The following is a 570-nucleotide window of genomic DNA, read 5'->3' as shown; positions in this document are numbered from 1 at the left end:
GGACGGTTTGCGGTGATGGTCTTGTTTGTGAAAACAGGATTCTTTATTTCGGTTCCCTCAATGGGACGCACCATATACGGCACGCCCGCCTTTGTCCCGGAGACACGCTTGAAAATGAGATTGAGACTGTTGTCCGGGGTCACCTCTACATCGGTGAACTCCTGAAAATCCGCCCCTTGGAACTGTTCCCTAATGTCTTCTTCTGTAAGCGGGAATGGCAGACACACGGTATACCATCCTCCGTCACCGACAAAAGTCCTCTGAAGGGTAACCTCATCGAGCGTGGCATTGTAATGTGTGCTTATCACACCGCTGTTGTCAGCAGATTGCGAACTTCCGTCCAATGTTATGTCGTCAGACGGAGAGTCCGTACACATCTTATACAAAGAAATCCTACTGTTGATTGCTGAATATAATTTAAATAAGCCCTGAAAGCCCTGAGATGCGTTCTTATTATAATTATATCCGATTCTGTATTTTGATTTGAACGTTATTGTAGCGGTTCCGCCATCTATTTTTATGCTTGCTTTAGAATATTCATCAGCCTTCTCATAAAACGACAGTTTGTTC

The 570-nt window shown here is 44.7% G+C and carries 1 pseudogene; it reads right to left on the bottom strand.

What is annotated here, in order from left to right:
- Positions 1 to 570 (bottom strand): annotated as a pseudogene (locus BN4609_RS10335) (hypothetical protein); the annotation flags it as partial.

The organism is Leyella lascolaii, from assembly GCF_900079775.1.
GTDB classification, from domain to species: Bacteria; Bacteroidota; Bacteroidia; order Bacteroidales; family Bacteroidaceae; genus Prevotella; species Prevotella lascolaii.
Note: the sequence above shows the minus strand (reverse complement) of the source record. Positions and strands in the feature narration are given on the sequence as shown.